This window comes from Nitrospina gracilis Nb-211 (assembly GCF_021845525.1).
Classification (GTDB): domain Bacteria; phylum Nitrospinota; class Nitrospinia; order Nitrospinales; family Nitrospinaceae; genus Nitrospina; species Nitrospina gracilis_A.
Map to the genome: position 1 here is coordinate 84,656 of NZ_JAKJKD010000001.1, position 20,966 is coordinate 105,621.

Genomic DNA, 20,966 nt, shown 5'->3' on the forward strand with positions numbered 1-20,966 from the left:
AATAGGCTTGATAAAAAGGGTTTGACAAGGCATTTTGATTTGCGTATAAAGAGGCATGCACGAATTCCCCAGCACGTTAATTTTGCCCTGGATTGGTGTTTTCGACATGTGGCGAACGGGTCCAAAAAATCATTTTTCACCGCATTGGCAAAACCGGTTTTTCAAACCTGGTATCTTGTTTCAAGGCTTTAAATAAGGCCGAAACGGGTATCAGGTTTTTTTTTGGCCAGGTCTGATTAATGTTGGGAAAATTTTACTGGTAATAATTTAGTCACTAGGGTCAGAAAATAGATTACTCAATTTCAGTTTTCAGAATTTAGAAAGGAGGGTTTTCTTTGGGCGGTCGTCAGTAGAGGCCGCCGGGGGAAGTTTTTATCAGGATACAAGTTCGGTTTTTAAGCCAACTGTTAACCTAAGGGAGGTTTAAGTTTATGCGTTTGAATCGAAGGAAGTTCTTGCAGGTGAGTGCTGGTGTGGCTTCGGCCATGGCGCTTTCGAGCAAGAGGGTAGGTGCTCAGTTGAAACCCGTAGTGAAGGTTGGGAATCCTCTGGAATCCTATCCGGATCGTCGTTGGGAAGAAGTTTATCGCGATCAATATAAGTATGAACGTTCGTTCACGTACTGTTGTTCGCCGAACGACACCCATCAGTGTCGTGTCCGCGGTTTCGTACGTAACGGCATTCTGATGCGGATCGAGCAGAACTACGATCATCACAAGATTCGCGATCTGTACGGCAACCAGGCGGACGCTGCGTGGAACCCGCGCATGTGTCTCCGCGGCATGACGTTCCCGCGTCGTGTTTATGGACCGTACCGCAACAAGTATCCGATGTTGCGCGTTGGCTGGAAGCAGTGGGCCGACGACGGCTTTCCTTATCTGGACAAGGAGAACCGGGAAAAATATAAGTTCACCAGCCGGGGCACGGACGAGTTCGTTCGTATGACCTGGGATGACACCTTCACCTATCTGGCAAAAGGCCACGTGGCGGTAGGTAAAGCCTACAGCGGTTCCCGCGGTGCCCAGCGCCTGAAGAACGAAGGCTATCAGCCCGAGATGATCGAAGCCATGGGCGGATCCGGCCCGCGAACTTTCAAGTATCGCGGTGGTATGGGTCTGTTGGGCGTTATCGGTAAGTATGGTATTTACCGCCTCGCCAACATGGTCGGTCTTCTGGACGCGATCATTCGCGGCCGCGGGCCGGGTCAGGTATTGGGTGGACGCGCATGGTCCAACTACACCTGGCACGGCGACCAGGCTCCGGGTCATTCCTGGACGCATGGTATGCAGACTTCCGACATCGACTTCGCCGACCATCGGTATGCGAAGCTGACCATTCAGTGGGGTAAAAACCTCATTGAAAACAAGATGCCGGAAGCCCACTGGTACACGGAAATCATGGAACGCGGCGGTACGCTGGTAACCGTCTGCCCGGAATACAATCCGCCTTCCACGAAAGCGGACTACTGGATTCCGTGCCGCGCCGGCGCCTCCGACATTTCCATTTTCCTGGGTTGTGCGAAGATCATCATGGATGAAGGTCTCGTTGACACGGAATACGTCAAGGATTACACCGACATGCCTCTGTTGGTCCGCACGGACAACCTGATCCGGCTGCACCCGGACGACTACATCCCCGGTTACAAAAACCAGCCCCTGCCTAAGGATGGTTTTACGACCAAGTGGATGAAGAACTTCAACCGGGACAAAATGCCGGACTTCGTAGTTTGGGACACCAACACCGACAAACCGGTCGCCGTAACTCGCGAGGACATTGGCGCGAAGATGCGGAAAAAGAACATCGACCCGGCTCTGGACGGTGTTTATGACATCAAGCTGGTCAACGGCAAGACGATCACCGTTATGCCGCTGTACGAGATGTACAAAATCCACCTGAAGGACTACGATCTGGACAGCGTTAACCAGATCTCCCATGCCCCGAAGGATCTGGTTGTACGTCTGGCACGCGACATCGGTACCATCAAGCCGGTTGAGATTCACTACGGTGAAGGTATCAACCATTACTTCCACGCCACCATGCACAACCGTGCGTCGTATGTGCCCCTCATGCTGACGGGTAACGTCGGGCCGAAAGGTTCCGGTTCCCACACCTGGGCGGGTAACTACAAGGCCGGCAACTACCAGGGTTCTCACTGGTCGGGACCGGGCTTCGCCTCCATGGTTGCGGAAGATCCCTTCAACCCCGTTATGGATATCTCCAAGAACGTGGACTGGGCCAATGTAAAAGGCTACCTGAAGGGTGAGGAAGTTGGTTACTGGGCGCATCGTGACAAGGCTCTGATCGTCAATACCCCGCGGTATGGACGTAAGGTCTTCACGGGTCGCACCCATATGCCGACTCCGAGTAAGTTGATCTGGTTTGTTAACGTCAACGTCATCAACAACGCGAAGTGGTTCTACGAGTTGGTGTTCAACACCAACAACAACGTAGACATGATCGTAGCTCAGGACATCGAGTTCACCGGTTCCTGCGAGTACTCCGACTTTGTACTGGCGGCGAACAGCTGGGCCGAGTTCGAGTCTTACGAAATCACTTCGGCGTGTTCGAACCCGTTCCATCAGATCTGGGGCGGCACCGGCATCAAACCGGTATTCGACACGATCGATGACAACCTGATCCACCGCGAGTTCGCGAAACGCCTGTCCCAGGTCACCGGTGACAAACGCTTTGCGGATTACGTGAAGGTATACGAGGGTGAGGCGCCGAACCGGACGAAGGCGATGATTCGCCGGCTGTTCACGACGGCCACCTCGGGTATGGGCTACAACATCGACGACATCATCAACGGCAAGTATGGTGAGCCGGGTGCCTGTCTGTTGCTGTACCGCACCTATCCGCGGTCTCCGTTCTGGGAAATGTACACGGAGTCCAAACCCTTCTACACTCCGAACGGCCGCATCCAGTTCTACAACGACGAGCCGGAAGCGATCGAATGGGGTGAAAACTTCATCGTTCACAGGGAAGGTCCTGAGGCGACTCCTTACCTGCCGAACGTCATCGTATCCACCAACCCCTACATCCGCCCGGACGATTACGGGATTCCGGAAGACGAGCAGGATCCGGATCTGCGTCACGTTCGTAACATCAAGAAGCCGTGGTCTTCGGTACGTACGACCAAGAACTTCTTGTGGGAGAAGGGGTACCGGTTCTACTGCGTCACTCCGAAATCCAGACATACGGCTCATTCGTCCTGGGCGACGACTGACTGGAACATGATCTGGAACAACAACTTTGGCGATCCTTACCGCATGGATAAGCGGTCTCCGGGTGTTGGTGAGTGGCAGGTGCACATGAACCCGTTCCTGTGTAAGGACTTGGGTATCAACGACGGCGACTACGTGTATGTAGACGCGAACCCGGCCGACCGCCCGTACATGGGCTGGAAGCCGTCGGATCCGCGCTACAAGGTTGCCCGCCTGATGCTCCGTGCGAAGTACAACCCCGCGTATCCGTATCACACGTCCATGATGAAACACTCTTGTTGGACGTCGACGGAGCGCTCGGTTAAAGCGCACGAAGAGCGCCCGGACGGACGCGCGTTGTCAATGACCACTCCGTACCAGTCCAACTTCCGGTACGGCGGTCAGCAGTCGATCACCCGCTCTTGGTTGATGCCGATGCATCAGACGGACAGTCTGTTCCATAAGGCAAAATCCAAGATGAAGTTCATGTTCGGGTACGAGGCAGACAACCATGCCATCAACGCTGTGCCGAAAGAGACTTTGGTTAAGTTCTCCAAGGCGGAAGACGGTGGTATGCATGGTAAGGGACTGTGGGAACCGGTTCGTACCGGTTACACTCCGGAGTCTCCGTTGAAAGACCGCTTCGCCGAGATGTACCTGGCAGGTCAGTACATCCGCGTAAAAATTTAAAGTGTGGGTGCGGGTCCCTTCGGGGGCCCGCGCCGGCTTTGAATGCGGTGTTTCAAATCTGATTAGCAACCGGGACCGTAGCTCTGAAAGAGCGGCGGTTTTAATGGAGGTTACAAGATGCCTGAAGTCTATAACTGGCAGTTGGGTCGCATGATGACCTATGTGTACGAGGAGAAGCATCCGAAGGAGCAGTTCACGTTCGTGTTCAACACGAACCGCTGTATTGCGTGTCAGACGTGCACGATGGCCCACAAGTCGACCTGGACCTTTTCGAAGGGCCAGGAGTATATGTGGTGGAACAACGTGGAGACGAAGCCTTACGGTGGTTATCCTCAGTTTTGGGATTGGAAGATCTTGAAGATGCTGGAGCAGTCGAATCCGGGTCAGAACGTATGGAACGTCCGGAAGACTTCGAACAAGGCGATTCACGGTGTGTACGAAGGTGTGACCATCTTCGAGGCTCCGGCGAAGATCGGCCTGAACCAGCAGGCAATCGGTTACGTACCGACGGACGAAGAGTGGCGCTTCCCGAACTTCGGTGAAGACACGGCTCACGGCCGCGAGTTCACGCAGTCGCGCGAAGGCACCTTCGGCGGCGACAACGGCGTGAAGTCGGTATTGCCTGAACACAAGATCTGGTTTTTCTACCTGCAACGCATCTGCAACCACTGCACGTATCCGGGTTGTCTGGCGGCATGTCCGCGCAAGGCGATCTACAAGCGTCAGGAGGACGGTATCGTACTGATCGACCAGTCCCGCTGCCGCGGATACAAGAAGTGTGTTGAGCAGTGTCCGTACAAGAAACCGATGTTCCGCGGCACGACCCGGATTTCCGAGAAGTGCATCGCGTGTTATCCGCGGATCGAGGGACTGGATCCCTTGACCGAGGGCGACCAGATGGAGACGCGCTGTATGGCGGCTTGCGTTGGCAAGATCCGTCTGCAGGGTCTGGTGAAGATCGGTTCGAACGGAGAATGGGCGCATGATCCGGACAATCCTCAGTACTACCTGATCAAGGACCGGAAAGTGGCCCTGCCGCTGTACCCGCAGTTTGGCACGGAGCCGAACGGATACTATGTTCCGTCGCGGCACGTACCTCGTGCGTACTCACAGCAGATGTTCGGCCCGGGCGTGGATCATTCGATCGACCAGTACATGGTTCCGGATCGGGATCTGCTGGGCGTCTTGCAGTTGTTCCGGACGACGCAGCGCATCATCTTCAAGTGGAAGCGCGAGCCGGGTCCGAAGATCTTCGAGACGAACATTCACGGCAAGAAGTTCGAGATGTACAACGACACCATCATCGGGTTCAACCGGAAGGGTAAGGAGATCATCCGCGTGACGGTTGAAGAGCCTTTCTACGTCCGGCCCGAAGAGCATCCTGGTGCGTTCTAAGTCGGGTATCATCTGCCGCACCGGAACAGGGCACAATGCCCTGTTCCGGGAGGCGGTTTGAACCTGGTTTGGAACGAGAGGGAATGCGCTTTCAAACCCGGAAACTGCTAAACAGGAGGAAAACCGTGAAAATGAAAAAAAGCGTAGTATTCGCATTGATTGCCGCGTTCATCCTGGGTGGTGCGGTGGTGTCTTCCGCGGCAACCATCGAAGCCCTGAATGTCGGTAAGCGGGACATTCCGGTTGACCCGACCGATCCTTTCTGGTCCAACTACGGACCGACCAAGGGTCGTCATGTGGTCATCGATATGGACCCGCAGATGATCACCAACCCGATGTGGCCGAACCCGGCTACGAAGTGGGTGAACGTCAAGGCGGCACGCAGTGATAAAGAAATCGCAGTCCGCCTGGAGTGGAACGATGGTGTTCGTGATGACATCATGGTCCGCTCTCAACATTACAAAGATCAGGCCGCGCTGATGTTCCCGGTGAAGGCAGGCAGTGAGCCTCCGTTCACCATGGGTTCCGAGGGCGAGCGTGTCAACATCTGGCAGTGGAAAGCGACCTGGGACAAAGAGGGCGCTGGCCGTGCCGGTAACGAAGGCATGCAGGACCTGGAGGACTACTACGCCGATATGGCTATGGGTTCTGCTGGTTACTACATGTATGAGCCGGATGGCAACCTGGCGCTGAAGGGTGCCTTGAAACCGGGAATGTCCGGTAGCAAGGATGAGCGCGCCAAGGGTGGCGTTCACACCGGCGGCGCTGGTGAGATCGCTGAGCGCTCCACGTTTGTGGATTTTGGCATGGGTAAAAACGAAGGCGTTTACAACCCGGGCCGCGCAACCCACAACATCCTGTCCGACGCTTCCATGCGCCGGTCTCCGGTTGAAGACCTCAACGCAGAGGGCTTCAGCACGCTGACCACGCAGGCAAACCAGGACGTGGATGGCAAAGGGAACTGGAGCAACAACCGCTGGTCCGTGGTTTTCAAACGCTCTTTGAAAACTGACGACGCCAACGATGCGCAGTTCACCGGCAACAGCATTCCGATGGCTATCGCTATCTGGAACGGCGCCAACAAGGAGCGCAATGGCCAGAAAGCCATTACGGCCTGGAATACCCTGAAGTACTAACCGACGGGCATTCTAAAAATACAAACCGGGAATGGGTTAAACCCATTCCCGGTTTTTTTTGCTTGCTGAATGTGACGGTAAAATTAGAGAGGACCGTGTTAACGGTTGGGTGAGTTTTTCAGCTCACTCCGCTTCCCACCCCATATCCATCCAACGTTGCATGCCGCCCTGGCTGACGCAGATGATATTGGTGAGTCCGGCGTTCTCCAGCAATTCCGCGGCCTTCTGCGCGCGCCCCCCCATCTTGCAGTGCACGTACACGTTTTTGTACTTCTTCAGTTCGTCGGCAATGTCTTCCACGTCCTCGTGGTTTTTGTTGCGGGCTCCCTTAATGTGAGCCTCCTCAAATTCTTCTTCCGTACGAACATCGAGAATCAAATCGTCCGGCCCCATGCCGGGCACCAAGTCGTGCAGTTTGTCCACGCTTATATGTTCCATGAAGAACTTTCTCCTCTTGATGAACTGAAGAACTTCGTTCGGTGTGTTAACAAATTCCAGACCCGGCAAATTTGACAGTGTGGGCCGGGCCAACCGGAAAATTCTGCCAAAAACCCGACGCGCCGCCTTCTTCCGACCCCACCCCCGCTTTGCGGCGACGCATCGCTAAAGCCAATGGTTTAAAGGCGTTCCCAGCTTCTTAGTGCCAATAAAACAACGAATTAATATTTGGCACCGTTCTTGCTGAAATCCCTGCATCGGGAACATAAGGAGTCAAAAATGCTCGAAGGTTTATATATAGCATCCTCTGCCGGGGTGAAGCAACAGCGAAAGCTGGACGTCATCAGCAACAACATGGCGAACCTGAACACGCCCGGTTTCAAGAGAGACGATTTGGTTTTTAAGGAACTGATACCTCCATTCGCGGCACCGCAAAGTATGGAAGCCAACCGCAATACTCTGCTTCCGTCCGGCCTTTCCAACCAGGGCGTGAGCTATGTGGAAGTCAACGGCCAGGTCACGGATTTTCATCAGGGCGCCCTGGTGAGCACCGGCAACCCGTTTGATCTGGCAATGGAAGGAGACGGCTTTTTTGTGGTCGAAACACCGGATGGCCCGCGCTATGCGCGAACCGGAAGTTTTAAGGTGGATGACCAAAGGCGGCTGGTGGACAAGGAGGGGCACGTCCTGCAAGGCGTTGGGGAAACCAACCTCTTGATGCCGATCGACAGCTCGGTCGTCAGTGTGGACAGCCAGGGAAGCATTTCCATCTTGTCCAATCAGCAGGTTCAAAACATAGGTCAACTGAAAGTGGTCCGGTTTGAAAATCCGGGGACTTTAAAAAAGGAAGGGAATGGCCTGTACTCCCTAAGCGACCCGAATGAGCAGGCCCTTCCTCATGAAAATCCGGGCGTCCTGCAAGGGTTTGTGGAGCACAGCAACGTCAACGCGGTGGAAGAAATGACCAAAATGATCCAGACCTTGCGTACGTTCGAGGCGTATCAGCGGATTATCCAATCCATAGATGATGCGGATCAGCAATCGATTACAAGCATTGCCCGGCTGGCATAAAAGTCTGGGGAAAAAATTGGGATAGTCCCGAAACCCACGCGATAAAGGAACACTATTATGATGCGATCATTGTATACCGCCGCCACAGGCATGAACGCCCAGGACCTGAATGTGAGCGTGATCTCCAACAACCTGGCCAACGTGAATACCTCCGGATTCAAACGGAGCCGTGCGGATTTTCAGGACCTGCTTTACCAGACGCTGAAATTGCAGGGCACGCTGTCCAACACCGGTAACCAGGTGCCGACGGGTATCCAACTGGGTTTGGGTGTGAAACCGGCCGCGGTTCAAAAGATATTTTTGCAAGGTGATTTTGCCCAGACGCAGAACCCACTGGACATCGCCATCGAAGGCGATGGTTTTTTCCAGATCACGACGCCCAGCGGTAACATCGCCTACACCCGTGCCGGCACTTTCAAACTGAACCAGACGGGACAGATCGTCACTTCGGACGGCCTGCTCATGCAACCGGCTGTCACCATCCCGCAGAACGCGTTGAACATTTCGGTCGATCCCTCCGGCGTGGTCTCCGTCACTCAGCCGAACTCGCCGACACCCTCGGTTGTAGGTAACATTCAGATCGCCACTTTTCAGAACCCGGCGGGTCTCCAGGCTTTGGGCGACAACCTGTTTTTGCAGACTGGATCATCGGGAACACCCATCGTGGGAACGCCGGCCCTGGATAACCGGGGAGCGATCAAGCAGGGGTTTCTGGAGTTGTCCAATGTGAGCGTGGTGGAGGAGCTGGTTAACCTGATCACCGCTCAACGTGCCTACGAGGTCAATTCCCGCACGGTTCAAACCGCTGACGAGATGCTTCAGATTGCGAGCAACCTGAAGCGCTGATAAGAGGTCACAATGATTAATAAAACCATAAAAAAAATCCAGAGCCGCCTGCTCCTCGTAACCGGCCTCCTGGTCTGCCTGATTGGAATCTCGAGCCTCCCGTCCTGGGCGGCCTCCACCCAGGTGATCGAGGCAAAGATCATTCAGGAAAAGGCCCTGCAGTATTTGACCGGTCAGTTGACGTGGGCCCCCGATCGCATGAAGGTGGATATTTCGTATAAAGGTGGGGATGTGAGCCTGCCCGAAGGCAATGTGGATTTTGATTTTCGCCTTCCGGGGCACAAAAACAGAATGGGAGCCATTCCCTTCAACCTCACCCTCCGTGTCGATAACGTGATCAGGCACCGCATCACCCTGCTGGCAAGCGTTGAGGTTCTGTTCGATGTGGTTCAGACAACCAGAACCTTGCGGAGGGGAGATGTCATTTCCGGTCATGATGTGGAGCTGGTTCAGGTGGCATCCACTATAACGTGCCACTTAATTTGAGACAAAGTGACACTTAGTTTGAGATCACTTTATAACCGAAAATTTCAATTGGCACGGTTCTTGCTATCCCGGTATTTGAGTGTGAATCTATTCACTCCCACCCTCAATTACTTATTAAAATTTCCCGCGCCCGACGGGGCGCATCCCGCCGATTATTCAGGCTGTAATGGACTTCCTGGGTGGATTTTATCTTAAAGCCTTTATATAACTTTCGGATGGCGGTGCAATCATTATAGCTTAAAACAAACCGACCCTTCACATCCCCCAAAACCTCCCGCAACCGCCGGTGATCCGCCTCACTGAAATCGTGTTGATAGAAGCGTTCCCCCGGTGTCCAGTAGGGCGGGTCCAGGTAAAACAGCGTCTCCGGCGAATCGTACAACGCGATCACCTTCTCGAACGAACGGTTATCGATGTACACCCGATCCAGCCTTATGGCCACTGCATCGAGGAACTCCGGATCCACCAGCCGCTTTGCCGGCTGTGTGCGGCTGAACCCCCCATCCTTGCCCGATAGAGCTGCCGAACGCCGACCGGATCAAAAACAAAAAGCGCGCCGCACGCTCCACCTCGTCCTCGGCCGGCTGATCCAGTTCCTTTAAAAACCGGTAGTAAGTTTGCCGCGAAAAAAGCGCCATCCGGAAACATTCTACCAGCGCCGAAGGCCGGTGCTTCACAACCCGGAATAGATTCACCAGCTCACCGTGGATATCGTTGTACACCTCCACCTTGCTGGTGGAGGCATCCTTACGGAACAACACCCAAGCCGCGCCGCCGAACACTTCCACGTACGTCCGATGCGGCGGGAATAATTCGACGATCGATGCCGCCAACCGGCTCTTTCCCCCTACCCACGAGATAAAACTTTTCATCAGCACCTCCATAAAAGAAGGCGCTCCCGGCGCTCAGATTTTGTTGACCGTTTTGCATTTCCTGCATTTTATCTCCACCACCGGTACGCTCAGGCTTTTTAAAAGCTCAACAAACCACGCCTGTACCACCCGCATCAACAGCGCACCACAACTAGAACATCTTCTTTCCTGCTCGTCTCTGGCCATGTAGAATACCCGCGCGTTTCATTTTGCTGGGAGTGGCGGTCTCTACCGTGGCCAGTTCCTGCTGGTCGGTCCGGGTGCCCAACACCCGGCCCGCTCCCTGTTTTATTTTGTGATGTGCTTGCACGCCCACATCACCGCTTCCTCGACTTTGGTTTTAGCGATCGAGATCTCGCGGCTTGGTTCCATGTTTTCCAGGTGATGATGGAATTGAGCGCCCAGGTCTTTAATGGCGCACATATTTTCCTTTTCCGCCTCACTCAACGTGCGGTACTGATGCCGCATCACGTTCTTTCCCGCGCGATTGTCGCTCGTGCTTTCGAATTGTTCCGGCATAATTCCTCCTTTAAAAGTTTTAATCTTTAGATTTTAAGGCGGAGGTGGCCACGCGACATTTGTGGCCGGGTTGAATTCCATTTTCTGTTGGTCCGTCCAATTCGGAATATCCTGGATGGCCGCCTTCGCGGCGGCCCGGACCTGCTTGGTCCATTGGAACACGGTTTTTAGCTGGTTGACTTCACCCTGTTGCGCCGCATTCCACGACTTGCCGTTGACCCGCATCAACAACAATTCACTGGCCCGGGCCATCATTTGGCCTTGCTTCACATCCTGCGCGGTGAAAAATGCTTCAATGCGGCGTTGGGCTTCCTGTTTGATGGCCGCCTTCAAGGCGGCATTGGAAGGCACATCCTGCAAAGGCGTGTTCCCGGCATCCATCCATTCCTGAACCGCCCGATAATGCCGGTTGCCGGGATCGGCGGGAATGACCGCGCCTGTTTCCATGTCCTGATACCCGCCCGCCTGCAAAGCCTTGTACGGTTCGGCTCGCACTTCGGCGGGTTGGGCGAAAGCGGCCAATGCGGCCAGCAAAACCGCGATAATTGAAACCATCCATTTCATAATTGAAAGCTCCTTATAATTCGGCGTCGGCCATCCAGTGAAATTCCATGCCCTTACCGGCGGTCGTGGTGTCCATAACAACCAGGAAGCCGGTCGTGCTTGGAAGATGTACAGGGGTATTGAACGCGGGGGCCTCGTGTATGCCGCCATTTACTGTTACTTGATTCGCAGTCCCCTGAACATCCCAATAGCTCATTGTAGGGTTTACCCGCTTTTCCACTTTAAACTGGACGCTATCCCTTGCCACATTTCCATTTGCCCCATTCCAAAGGCTTACAAGGATGGTCCCCTTGGTTTCACTACTCCCAGGATCGACATTAAAACCGTAACTTTTTTCATAATATCGCTGGCAAAGCGCCAATTCCGTTCCCAACGGCCGCCGCTCAAAGGGCGTTGCGATCGAACCCTTTTCAAGCTGCACGCGGGCAATGTCAAGATTATATGTGCCATTGTTTCCGCTGGAAATAATCCTTATCTCGAAATAATCATTTCCATTAGTTCCTAATTGCTTGCCTGCTATTGAATCAATGTTAAATGTGTAAACAAATTTTTTCCATGCTGTTGTGACATTGAAATTAATATTATCACTGTCCACATTAGGGGAAGGACTTCCTCCACTTCCAAAATGTTGAATCCAATCTATGCTCAAATTGCTTATTGCTGAATCTGCTTTGGCCCAAAAGGAATAAGTTATAGTTTCCCCGGCGAAAGTCCTGACCCCTTCTATTCGTTGAACTAAAAGTCCATGGCCGACAGTGGACTGTGTTGTTTGGTTGTGACGATAGAAAAATTCAGGCTCACCGGGGACATCCGTTTGCCCCAAGGCGAAAGATTCTCTTGTTACTGTTCTGCCACCATCTCCATTCTCCGAAAACCAACGATCTGCCGTATATCCTCCTGCTGTTAAGGTAAAGCTTGTGCCCCGTTGCCATATACGAAAATCGCCATTGATGACGGCGTTTTTGTAGCCTTTCGACGTAACCGGATTCGTGTTGCCGCCTGAATCCAATTGGTACAGGTTGCCGTCGTCTTTCAGGTACAGCTTTTGCCGCCCGCTGGCCGGGTTGGACGGGGTGGATGCTTGTTCCTTGAAATCCACGGAACCATCCGTAATTAGTTCATCCGCCCAATACTGAATAGCTTCGGCCACCGGCGCGAAATACAGCACCCCGGCCAACAGCACGCCGCTCAACAAAAAGAAAAATCGTTTCATGTTTTCATCCTATGGAATCGGTTGCACGTTGCAATGAATTTTGATGTCGATTTCCGCCCCCGGGAACGTGGACCCCACGTTTTTCACCTTGATCCCGAAGTCCTGGAGCGCGGTGTAACTCAATCCGGCGATGGCCGCGTTCCCGGACTGCTGTCCGGCGCTGATCGATGCGGTCTTCGTTTGCTCCGCCCCATCCTTGAGGAAATCGATGGTGAACGCCGCGCCGCTTGGACCCTTCCGCGCGAACATCGACACCTTGACGATGTCCACGGCCACATCGAAACGGAACTTGTCGAAAATAATTTCCTCATCTTCCGCCACGCCCGCCAGGTGAACGGACAGGTATTGCGCGGCAATTTCGTTTAATTTATCCTTCATGGCGTCTTCCGACGCCTTCCAGTCGTTATTGCCCAGCGCAGGCTTTGTGAAATTTAAATTCGGCGCAGTCATGGGTTATGGCCTCGCATAGGTGTGCTCGATATCGATCTGCAACGTGTCGTTGGAGCCTTTGTTTTTCACCGCAAACACGATGCGCGTCAGCAGGGTGCCCAGGCTGGCGGCGTTCAGGATGCCCACCTCTGTCAACGCGCCCGTGGCCACGCCTGCGCCAAACGTGGCGGAATAGGTGACCTTGTTATTGCTGGCGGTTTTGGACGTCAACGCGATGCGCGACAACTCGGTTTCCAGCGTCGTATCCCCTGCCGCGGCCGCAATGCTGCCGGTGCCCACCGCCATGTGGCTCATTGCGGTTTCCGGGCTGTCGCTCATCGCGGCGGCGATGTGATCCAGCCCGGCATCGGTGACCAGCAATGCAGATAAAAGATTAAACATATTATTTCCCCCGCAAAAAGTTGATGAAACGATTCAGCGCCGACGGGCGGTTGATAATAACCTCTTGACCTTTCAGCTTCCCGTCCGGACCGAAATGCGTGATGGTGATCTTTTCCTCAACGATGCCGCGCTCGTTGAACGCCTTAGGCCACGCTTTTTTTTTCTTCATCATAACGGCGCCCTCCCTCCATACTCGCTGTTTCCGTAACCCTGCTGGCCGTATCCGATGAACTCACCCAGCGCGGCAAACGCCGCCTCATCCACCTCAAGGCTTTCGGTGTGGCGTTGCACGGCTGTCTGAGCCTGCGATTCGGTGATCTCGATTACCTCGCTCAATCGCAGGCCGACTAGTCCGGCTAGCACCTCGCTGATCTGAATGATCTCAGGTTGAACCGACGTCTCGGCCTGCGCGGCGGACTCGGTCACGTTCACCGTCTCCGCATTGACCTGGGTGATGGCCTGCAGGACGGCCTCCGTCACATTCACTCCCTCGGATAACACGGAGGTCAGCAGGCTTGAGATCGCTTCCGAGACGGTGATCGCATCGAAATCCTTACCGCCATAACCGGTGTTGCCATAACCCTGTTGACCGTACCCGCCCGCGACGTCGGTGATCGAGCCGTCGAGCAACAGCATGGTCTCGGCCATCGCAGACGCCTCGGAGACATTCACCGTTTCCGATTGCGCCACGACATACGTGGCCAGCAGGGTGATCGCCTCGGAAATGCTGATCGATTCCGCGAAGGTGTCCTCCAGAATCGCCGCAGGAAAGATGCGGAACACGAGGATAATGGAATTCATCACACCGTCCCGTCCGGATCCATGCCGGCGTGACACGCTTAATATTTCCGCCAGAATTTCGTTGTAGTTGCCGTTCGGATGGGTGAAAGCAATGATATCGCCCTTCTCCAGCTCCGCCGCGTCCAGGAACAATTCCGCCTCCACCACCACGGAAGGCGTCGCGTGCTGGGTGATGTAAAACTCCGCCAAGTGCTCGGCCATCTCGTCGGAGCGGACGAACCGGAAATCTTCAAGCCGCGGCGCATCCTTTCTTCCAAATAATCCAATCGAGGCGCTGTCTTCCCTGGTGATCGTTCCCTGGAAATCCCCCGCCTCCAGGCTGTACCGGTACTTGACGTCCAGGCTGGTGACGATATTCGTGGTCTCCGTTTCCTTGAACCGGATCATCTCCTTGCCGGATTGGGTGCGCCGGATCATGGATTGAGGGATCGTCTTCACCGGCGCCGGCAAGGAGCCGCCTTTGTTCAACGGACGGTACCTGAGCACTGCTCGGCCCTGCTCGTCCCACCAGAAATCCGACCTGCACTCTTTCCGCCATCGGTCCCAGATATCCCGCAGGCGCGACCGGCCCTCGATGACCCCGCCGAACTTGTAACCCCCGGCGATGGCGGTGGCGTAGCTGGTGCCGGCCGCCATGAAGCTGGCGCTGTCGATTTCATTGGAAGTCAACCCTGCGCCCTTCAATAAAAGCCAGGCGAACGCATGATCCGGCCGCTCGATCAACGTGTCCGCAACGCCGGTGATCGAGCCGTCGCCGTCCTTCACGCCATCCACGTCGGCGAACACCTCATCGGTTTGCACCAGACGCCGCCGGGTGTATTCGATTTCGATGAACGCCATCGCGATGTACACCGTGCGCCCGTCGCTGGTGCCGTTGTAGGTGATATCCAAAACCTTCCCTTGAAACCAGTTCCAGTCTCCCGCCACCAGGCTAGTGATGTCGAAAAACTGGGTGTGAATCTGTGTCGTCTTCGTCGGGGTGCCGGACACACTGCGGGTTCCGGTGGTGGGCTGAATCGCCCCGGACTTTTGATTTTGCAGATTTTTATCCTGCGTCGCCGGTTGCGGTGGGTAGAACAGCAAGCGCTCTATACTATGGATACTGAACCGTACAAACCCGTTGGTGATCGACATCGACCACAGATTGCCGCCGGAGCCGCCCACCTGGAATGATTCGGATACCGTGAACGCGCCGCGCTGGGCGTCCCAGGTGGCGATCACGTTCGTACCGAACTTGATTTGAGGATTGCCGCCGATGGAAAAATTCAACACCTCCGGGGTCGGATCGATCACAATCCGGTACTCGGTTTTGATCGGCACGCCCTCCGGCTCCAACGGGAACTGCACAACCAGCGTTTGCTGGCCGGCGCTCAATTCCGTTTTCCCGCCGTAAGGCGAACTGGCGCGCTGTACCGTGACATGATCCGCCTGGCTGGTGGCGGTATGTTGATGCAATTCCTCGCTCAGATCCCAACTGAGGTTCTCCAGCGTCTCGTGGCTTATGTCCACGTCGCCCGAGTAGTTCACTTCGTCCACCGGCGCGGGCTTGCTCAGTGTGAACGGCGCTCCCAGGCCCCGGATCTGCGCGGTGACGTTGTCATTAACCAGCTTTTCGTCCGCGTTGTGTGACACACGCAACAGCACCCGGTTGATCGGCCCCAGGTTATTCAGGGAATCGTTTTGCACCAGGCTCAATTTCGGATTCGCCTGGTTGATGCTGGCCACGTTTTCAAAATCGTTCCGGCTCACCGCGTTCAACGGATTCAATGCGGTATTCTGCCCGTCCACGGCGTCGAACTCGACCGGCCAGAACCGCGTGTCATAACTCTCCACCCGGCGCGGCGGGCGTTGAAAACTCACTTCTCCCGCCGCCACGTTCGGCGTGTACGGATTGATCGATATGTCCGCCAACGCATCGCCCACCTGGATGTTGCGCAGGTCCTTGATCGGGAAACCGGGATCGGAAAACAAAAACCGGTAGTCGCTGATCTTCTCGATCACCTCATCGCCGTCGTAGTGGATCTGGTTGATGCCCGCCACCCCGATGAACTGCGTCGCCGTCTTGCCGCTGTACGTCACCTCGTCGTCGTTGATCAGCAGGGCTCCCGATGCTGGAAATTTCGTCGTGTCGGCCACGTTGACCACGCTGTCGCTCGCCAGCACCACGCTGGTGATCTTGGTTTTCGCCGCGCCGCGCACCGGAACTCCCGGCACGCGCTCCACCGTGCCGACGACGATCGGTTTGGCGGTGCCAAAGCTGGAGGTCGGCGCTTTGGGGTATTGGTTTTTACCGATCACGCCGCCGATCACGCGCTCGCCGTAACTTTTGGAAATGATCACCAGGTCGAACTCGATCAATTCATCATCCCATTCGATGTTGCCTTCCGGCCGCGCCGTGAACCGCTCGGCCAGCTCCGGCTCACCCAGCCCGGCGTCCTGGAACCACATGAACAGCGTCGCCTTGGCGGCGGCCAGTGGATAGCGCCGCACGAAATCGGAGAACCGCTCCGCGCCGGATCCATAATCCACCGGCGCGTTGATCAACTGGATGTGCATATCGGAAAACGAAGTGCCCACCAGGGCGTCCGGATCGTACAGCCCGTCCAGGCTCCCCCAATCGGACACTACCGCCAGGTAAGACTGCGCCCCGATCGTCAACGCCTGATCCGCCAGGTACAGCGTGGCGGCGGGATTCACCCCCACCTGCGGCCATTCCATTTTCAAAACGTGGACCGGTGCGTTGGTCGTTTTGTTCCGCTCGGTTTCGAATCCGGCTGGAAAGGTTTCCATCTACAAGCTCCGCTTCTTACCCTGAAACTGTTTCCGTTCTTCCCACGGCACCGCCGCCTGCTGGATCAGCCGGTTGATCTCCCGGCGCACCCGCTCGGCCATGATGTCCAGTATCCGCTCCGCGCCATCCGGACGCATCATCAACTCGGTGTACAGGTCCCGCTCGATCGATTCATTCATGGTGTGCGCTTCCATACCCGTTGCGGTGTGCTCGATATGGATCCGGAAATACACCTGCTTTCCGACGTGCCGGATATTCCCCAAGTCCACGTCGATGGAAAAATCACTGCACTTGCATTGCTTCCAGTCGATCACCGCCTACTCCTTTCTGAGCTCGATGCCGCCGCTGTGCAGGCCCGGCCGGTTTTTGGGAAAATCAAACCCGGACATCCAGCGAACCGTGTGCAGTCCGCCCTGGCCGTCGTCGTACTCAAATTTTTCACCCTGTTTCTGCACGGCGTCGAAAAACGCTTCCGCCGTGGTGACGTCCGCCGTCGGCATCAATTCAAAGCTCAACAGGAAACGCCGCCGCTTCACCCCGAGCTTCTGTACATACAGCGTGCCGCCCGCTGTTTCCGACGCCAGGTTATGTGGATAATCCGCCGGCTGGCTGTCCGGCCACACCGGATCCACCGACGGCTCCCAGGTGTTGGTCGGCGACGCCTTGGTTGGGTAATAAAAACCAATCATCCCTCACCCCTCCGGTCTTGCACGCGCTTGATCTCCTGCATGAGCACGTCGCGCACCCAGCGCCGGTCCATCTGCGTGCCCGGCGGTACGTTGATATTGATCTGGTCGATCCGCAAGCCGCCCTCGCCGGACCCACCGGAGCGGTTGCGGTCCGCGTCCGGCCGCGACAGCACCTGCTCGCCCTTGTGCAGGAAGATCGGACCGTCGCGGTGAACGAAAAACCGCCCCGCCGCCGCGCTCGGCAAATCGCCGCCGTCCCCCGCCGTCTCCGTGCTCACCAGCTCACCCGCGCGCTGTGTCTGAATGCGCACGACCTGCGTGATGGGCTTGTTGAACGTCTGCTCGAACTTCGCCCTCAGCTTCTGGGCTTCCTTCGCCGCCTCATCCATCTGCGTCGTGTCCACGATGGCTTTCAACTCTTTCAGTTTCTGATCGAGCTTATCCAAAGGCTCCAAACTCTGCTCGGCCGCCGTCTTGACCAGCCCCAACTGTTCATGCGTCTTTTTTAGATTTTCCGCCTGCGTCTCGATCAGCGTGTTGCGTTCCTTCTGGCGATCGATCAATTCTTTTTGCGCCTTATTCGCCAGGAAGACCGCTGTGCTCTCGGCGGAGCTGTTTTTATCCGCCGCGAGCGCGATCTCCTGAGTGCGCTTCAGGACCTCTCTCAGTTTTTCAATCCGGTCCTCCAGCGCCTGTCTCTGCTGTTCCTCGGTGGCGTCGCGCTGGAACAACTGCACCGGCTTCAGGTCTTTTCGAACCCGGTCCAGTTCCTCGCGCTGGATGCGCGCGTCGTCGAATCCCTTGATGCCGAGTTGAAACTGGAATTCGGAGAACGACTCCACCGTGTCCTTCAGCTCATCCCGGCCTTTCTTCAATTCTTCCACCAGCTTTTGCCGTTGCTGAAGGGCATCATCCTGGAGCTTCTGAATCTCACTGACCGCCGCTTTTTCCATAGAAAGGGATTCCGCTACCACATTGCGCTTGGCTTGCAGTGCCTGGATTTCTTTCTGAGTGGTTTTAACGAATGCCTCACCGATGGTTTCAATGTCAGGCTTCAAGGATTTCAGCCGATCCTGCAACGCTTTGAATGCGATCTTCTGTTCTTCCGCCGAAGTCTCGGCATGGCGGGCGATGGTGTCATACGCTTTCAGCAGGCGCGCCCGCTCGCGGTCGATGTCCTGCACGCCGAGAATCCTCCGGGCATCGACAATGGGATCCAGACGTTCCAGTTTTTCCTGCAAGGCCTCATAAGCCTGCCCGATCTGCTCACTGGATAACGTTCCGGAGGTCTCCAGCGTTTCAAACGCTTTGCGCAGGCTCTCCGCCTCTTTCTGCACATTGATCACACCCAGCGTGGTGTGCGCTTTATCGAGCGCCTTTGACATTTCATCAAGTCCCTCGGTTTGAGCGCCGATGGATTCGTTGGCCGCGTCCATTTTTCCCTTCATTTCTTCCTGGGCATCCGCCGCCAGCTTCGCCGCTTCGGCGTTGGAATCCTGCGCCGCGCGCAACTCGGATAAATTGGTGCGCGCATTCTTCAATTGCTCCTGGAGTTTTTTAAGTTCTTCTTTCTCCGCCTTCAACGCTTCCCGCGCGGCGTCGATCTTGTCCTTATTCAGGTCCAGATCGTCCTGTTCTGCCTTCACCTTTTTGATTTGATCCTGGACGGCCTTCAATTCCTCTTTGGTTTTTTCAATCTGACCGCGGGTGTCCGCCGTCTGCTCATTGAACTTCTGAATTTTCTCCTCAGACTTGGTCATTTCATCATTCCAGGACAACCAGATCGCCACCAGCGCTCCCACCGCCGCGACCGTCAACGTGATCGGGTTTGTGGCGAAGGCGAGTAGGGCGGTCTTTACAGCGGCCAACTTTGTCACTAATACCGGGAGGATTTTTGTCGTCAACAAAACCAATCCCGCCTCCATACTCGGTAGCATGCTGAGGACAAAAAACCCAGCGCCTGCGAATAAGGTTAAGCCGGTCGTCGCCGCGGCCAACACGGCAATAAACGCCTTTAAAGGCCCTGGGAACGAATTAAAAATATCGGCTAGAGCGGTCAACGCCTGCACCAGCAGTTTTAAGGGCGGGATAAATGTTGATCCGATGTCAATAAAGATCCGCTCCAACGCGGAGAACAACAGTTTCAACTGGCCTTGCAGGGTTTGCAGGCGGGCCTCCGCCTGGCGCGCCGCCTCGTTGGTGCCGGTGATCATCAACTCCATGTCCGCCAGCGCCTGTGATCCCTGCGCGATCAACGCCAGCATGCCGGGGCCGGCTTCCTGACCAAAAATCTTCATCGCGTCGGCCGCCTGGATTCCGGATCTTTGCAGTTGATCAATAATGTCCACAAACGGCCGCGTCTTGCCGTCGGCGTCCTGAATATTCAGACCCAGCTTCGCCATCACCTCGGCGGCTTCTTTCGACGGATTGAGCAAAGAACTCAATGCACCGCGCAGAATGGTGCCCGCCTGCTCGCCGCGGAAACCGGCGTTGAGCAGAAGGTTAACGGCGGCGGTCGTCGCCTCCAGCGAAAATCCCAGGGCGTTGGCCACCGGTCCCGCCTGCCGCAGGGCGAATGCCAGCGCATCCACCGTGGCCTTGGAATTCGAGGCCGCCGCGGCGAACACATTAGCCACGCGCTCGGCATCCGCCGCCGCTAGGTTGAATTGAGACAACGCGGCGGTGGTGGCCTGCGTGGCGAAACCGAGATCCACCTGTTGCGACGCCGCCAACGCCATGACGCCGGGAAGCGACTCGATGATCTCCTGGGTTTTTTGGCCGGACTGTGCCAGGAAGAGTTGAGCCTCAGCGGCTTGAGACGCGGAAAAGGAACTCTTCGCGCCCATGTCCAGCGCCGCGTCGCGCAGGCGATGCATGTCGTCTTCCGACGCCTGCGACACTGCGCGCACGTTGGCTATCTGTTGCTCAAAGTCCGCCGCCTGGGCAATCGCCCCGCCCAGAAACCCGGCGCCGATCGCGCCGGTGACCAGTAGGGCTTTCCCGATGTCCCGCAACTGCTCTTTATTTTTCTGCGCAAACTCGCTGACCTTCTTTATTTCACCACGCACGTTCGCCAACACCTTCGACGCGAAGTCTTTGGCGCGCAAAATAAGGTTGAGTTCGGTTGCGGTTTCAGCCACGGGGTTTATCCTGTTTTTTCCGTTCCGCTTCGTCGTGCTGGTGGATGACGTTTCCGATCACATCCACCGCGCGCATGAACTTTGCGGTCTGGTCGTAGATCCCGCCCGGACCGGGCAGGTATCCGTTTTTGTAATGGTTGTAGGCTCCGATCATGATGATGATCTCCGGGTTGGCTACCGAGATGGGGCAGAACGGTATATGCTCGCCTTGCATCACAAACCGGCTGAACCCCTTCGATCCGTCGCAGTCCTGGTGGCGGCAGGTCTCACAGCTCAATCCC

Annotated in this window: 20 protein-coding genes; 6 read left to right on the top strand and 14 right to left on the bottom strand. The window is 55.7% G+C overall.

Annotated features, from left to right (window positions below):
• Positions 1 to 431: 431 nt before the first annotated feature.
• The 3 genes from J2S31_RS00480 to J2S31_RS00490 all read left to right on the top strand — a co-directional run bounded on the left by J2S31_RS00480 (position 432) and on the right by J2S31_RS00490 (position 6,424).
• Positions 432 to 3,893 carry a molybdopterin-dependent oxidoreductase gene (locus tag J2S31_RS00480; RefSeq protein ID WP_237097077.1) on the top strand — a complete coding sequence of 1,154 codons (3,462 nt, stop codon included), beginning with the start codon at positions 432 to 434 and terminating at the stop codon, positions 3,891 to 3,893.
• Positions 3,894 to 4,010: 117 nt separating this feature from the next.
• Positions 4,011 to 5,288 carry a 4Fe-4S dicluster domain-containing protein gene (locus J2S31_RS00485; protein WP_237097078.1) on the top strand — a complete coding sequence of 426 codons (1,278 nt, stop codon included), beginning with the start codon at positions 4,011 to 4,013 and terminating at the stop codon, positions 5,286 to 5,288.
• 131 nt (positions 5,289 to 5,419) lie between these two features.
• Positions 5,420 to 6,424, top strand: coding sequence for an ethylbenzene dehydrogenase-related protein (locus J2S31_RS00490; RefSeq protein ID WP_237099880.1), 1,005 nt, complete (start codon positions 5,420 to 5,422; stop codon positions 6,422 to 6,424).
• 123 nt (positions 6,425 to 6,547) lie between these two features.
• Here J2S31_RS00490 and J2S31_RS00495 read toward each other — a convergent pair whose 3' ends face one another.
• Positions 6,548 to 6,862, bottom strand: a complete 315-nt coding sequence (locus tag J2S31_RS00495; protein WP_237097079.1) for a rhodanese-like domain-containing protein — start codon at positions 6,860 to 6,862, stop codon at positions 6,548 to 6,550.
• Between the two features lie 240 nt (positions 6,863 to 7,102).
• On the opposite strand from J2S31_RS00495, the gene flgF reads away from it, so the two are divergent.
• Genes flgF through J2S31_RS00510 form a run of 3 tightly spaced genes read left to right on the top strand, consistent with a single transcriptional unit; the run spans position 7,103 to position 9,265 of the window.
• Positions 7,103 to 7,933, top strand: a complete 831-nt coding sequence (gene flgF, locus J2S31_RS00500) for a flagellar basal-body rod protein FlgF (RefSeq protein ID WP_237097080.1) — start codon at positions 7,103 to 7,105, stop codon at positions 7,931 to 7,933.
• Between the two features lie 57 nt (positions 7,934 to 7,990).
• Positions 7,991 to 8,779: a flagellar basal-body rod protein FlgG gene (flgG, locus tag J2S31_RS00505; protein ID WP_237097081.1), complete on the top strand. Its 789-nt coding sequence runs from the start codon at positions 7,991 to 7,993 to the stop codon at positions 8,777 to 8,779.
• 12 nt (positions 8,780 to 8,791) lie between these two features.
• Positions 8,792 to 9,265 carry a hypothetical protein gene (locus J2S31_RS00510; RefSeq protein WP_237097082.1) on the top strand — a complete coding sequence of 158 codons (474 nt, stop codon included), beginning with the start codon at positions 8,792 to 8,794 and terminating at the stop codon, positions 9,263 to 9,265.
• Between the two features lie 103 nt (positions 9,266 to 9,368).
• On the opposite strand, the gene J2S31_RS14530 is transcribed toward J2S31_RS00510, so the two are convergent.
• The 13 genes from J2S31_RS14530 to J2S31_RS00570 form a co-directional block, all read right to left on the bottom strand.
• On the bottom strand, positions 9,369 to 9,686 hold the full coding sequence (locus J2S31_RS14530) for a DNA adenine methylase (RefSeq protein WP_336886587.1): 318 nt from the start codon (positions 9,684 to 9,686) through the stop codon (positions 9,369 to 9,371).
• Positions 9,673 to 10,137 (bottom strand): DNA adenine methylase, encoded by a 465-nt coding sequence (locus J2S31_RS14535; RefSeq protein ID WP_272908466.1) that lies wholly within the window; start codon positions 10,135 to 10,137, stop codon positions 9,673 to 9,675. Before J2S31_RS14535 ends, J2S31_RS14530 begins: the two co-directional genes overlap by 14 nt.
• Positions 10,138 to 10,425: 288 nt before the next feature.
• On the bottom strand, positions 10,426 to 10,656 hold the full coding sequence (locus tag J2S31_RS00520; RefSeq protein ID WP_237097083.1) for an Acb2/Tad1 domain-containing protein: 231 nt from the start codon (positions 10,654 to 10,656) through the stop codon (positions 10,426 to 10,428).
• A 33-nt stretch (positions 10,657 to 10,689) separates the two neighbouring features.
• Positions 10,690 to 11,220 (bottom strand): hypothetical protein, encoded by a 531-nt coding sequence (locus J2S31_RS00525; RefSeq protein WP_237097084.1) that lies wholly within the window; start codon positions 11,218 to 11,220, stop codon positions 10,690 to 10,692.
• Between the two features lie 13 nt (positions 11,221 to 11,233).
• Positions 11,234 to 12,433, bottom strand: a complete 1,200-nt coding sequence (locus J2S31_RS00530) for a hypothetical protein (RefSeq protein ID WP_237097085.1) — start codon at positions 12,431 to 12,433, stop codon at positions 11,234 to 11,236.
• Positions 12,434 to 12,442: 9 nt separating this feature from the next.
• Positions 12,443 to 12,811 carry a hypothetical protein gene (locus J2S31_RS00535; protein WP_237097086.1) on the bottom strand — a complete coding sequence of 123 codons (369 nt, stop codon included), beginning with the start codon at positions 12,809 to 12,811 and terminating at the stop codon, positions 12,443 to 12,445.
• Positions 12,812 to 12,886: 75 nt separating this feature from the next.
• Positions 12,887 to 13,264 (bottom strand): phage tail protein, encoded by a 378-nt coding sequence (locus J2S31_RS00540; protein ID WP_237097087.1) that lies wholly within the window; start codon positions 13,262 to 13,264, stop codon positions 12,887 to 12,889.
• A 1-nt stretch (position 13,265) separates the two neighbouring features.
• Positions 13,266 to 13,436 carry a hypothetical protein gene (locus J2S31_RS00545; RefSeq protein ID WP_237097088.1) on the bottom strand — a complete coding sequence of 57 codons (171 nt, stop codon included), beginning with the start codon at positions 13,434 to 13,436 and terminating at the stop codon, positions 13,266 to 13,268.
• Positions 13,433 to 16,855: a hypothetical protein gene (locus tag J2S31_RS00550; protein WP_237097089.1), complete on the bottom strand. Its 3,423-nt coding sequence runs from the start codon at positions 16,853 to 16,855 to the stop codon at positions 13,433 to 13,435. Before J2S31_RS00550 ends, J2S31_RS00545 begins: the two co-directional genes overlap by 4 nt.
• Positions 16,856 to 17,170 carry a hypothetical protein gene (locus tag J2S31_RS00555; protein WP_237097090.1) on the bottom strand — a complete coding sequence of 105 codons (315 nt, stop codon included), beginning with the start codon at positions 17,168 to 17,170 and terminating at the stop codon, positions 16,856 to 16,858.
• A 3-nt stretch (positions 17,171 to 17,173) separates the two neighbouring features.
• Positions 17,174 to 17,545: a hypothetical protein gene (locus J2S31_RS00560; RefSeq protein WP_237097091.1), complete on the bottom strand. Its 372-nt coding sequence runs from the start codon at positions 17,543 to 17,545 to the stop codon at positions 17,174 to 17,176.
• Positions 17,542 to 20,685: a phage tail tape measure protein gene (locus tag J2S31_RS00565; RefSeq protein WP_237097092.1), complete on the bottom strand. Its 3,144-nt coding sequence runs from the start codon at positions 20,683 to 20,685 to the stop codon at positions 17,542 to 17,544. The genes J2S31_RS00560 and J2S31_RS00565 overlap by 4 nt, the downstream gene beginning before the upstream one ends.
• Entirely contained in the window at positions 20,678 to 20,962 is a 285-nt protein-coding gene (locus J2S31_RS00570; RefSeq protein ID WP_237097093.1) for a hypothetical protein, read from the bottom strand. Before J2S31_RS00570 ends, J2S31_RS00565 begins: the two co-directional genes overlap by 8 nt.
• Positions 20,963 to 20,966 lie beyond the last annotated feature (4 nt).